General features: G+C 59.5%; 1 protein-coding gene. It reads left to right on the top strand.

Annotated features, from left to right (window positions below; translation table 11 throughout):
- Window positions 1-70: 70 nt before the first annotated feature.
- A partial coding sequence (locus JI667_RS22040; protein ID WP_206858628.1) for a hypothetical protein occupies window positions 71-259 on the top strand: 189 nt, incomplete at its 3' end.

Below are 259 nucleotides of genomic sequence, written 5' to 3'. Positions count from 1 at the left end.
ATTGACCCCAAGGGAATAAGCCGTAGGGTCAGCCACTTGAAAATCCCAAAGAAAATCGCACGGTCGAGCTATGGATCTCTACGATAGCCGCGCAGGCATCAGTGCCTTCCTGTTCAAGAAATGCCCGCCGGAAGCCGTGGATCTTGCATTCGTCCTGTGCAGCCCCTCTGTCAGCAGCCTTCAGCCGGCCCTTGCGCTCTACAAGGCCGGCCTGACCCGGCGCATCCTGATTTCGGGTGGCGGCACGGCAGTGGACGGA

Origin of the sequence: Bacillus sp. NTK074B, from assembly GCF_017303375.1 — a bacterium.
Lineage (GTDB): Bacteria > Bacillota > Bacilli > Bacillales > Bacillaceae_B > Rossellomorea.
Note: the sequence above shows the minus strand (reverse complement) of the source record. Positions and strands in the feature narration are given on the sequence as shown.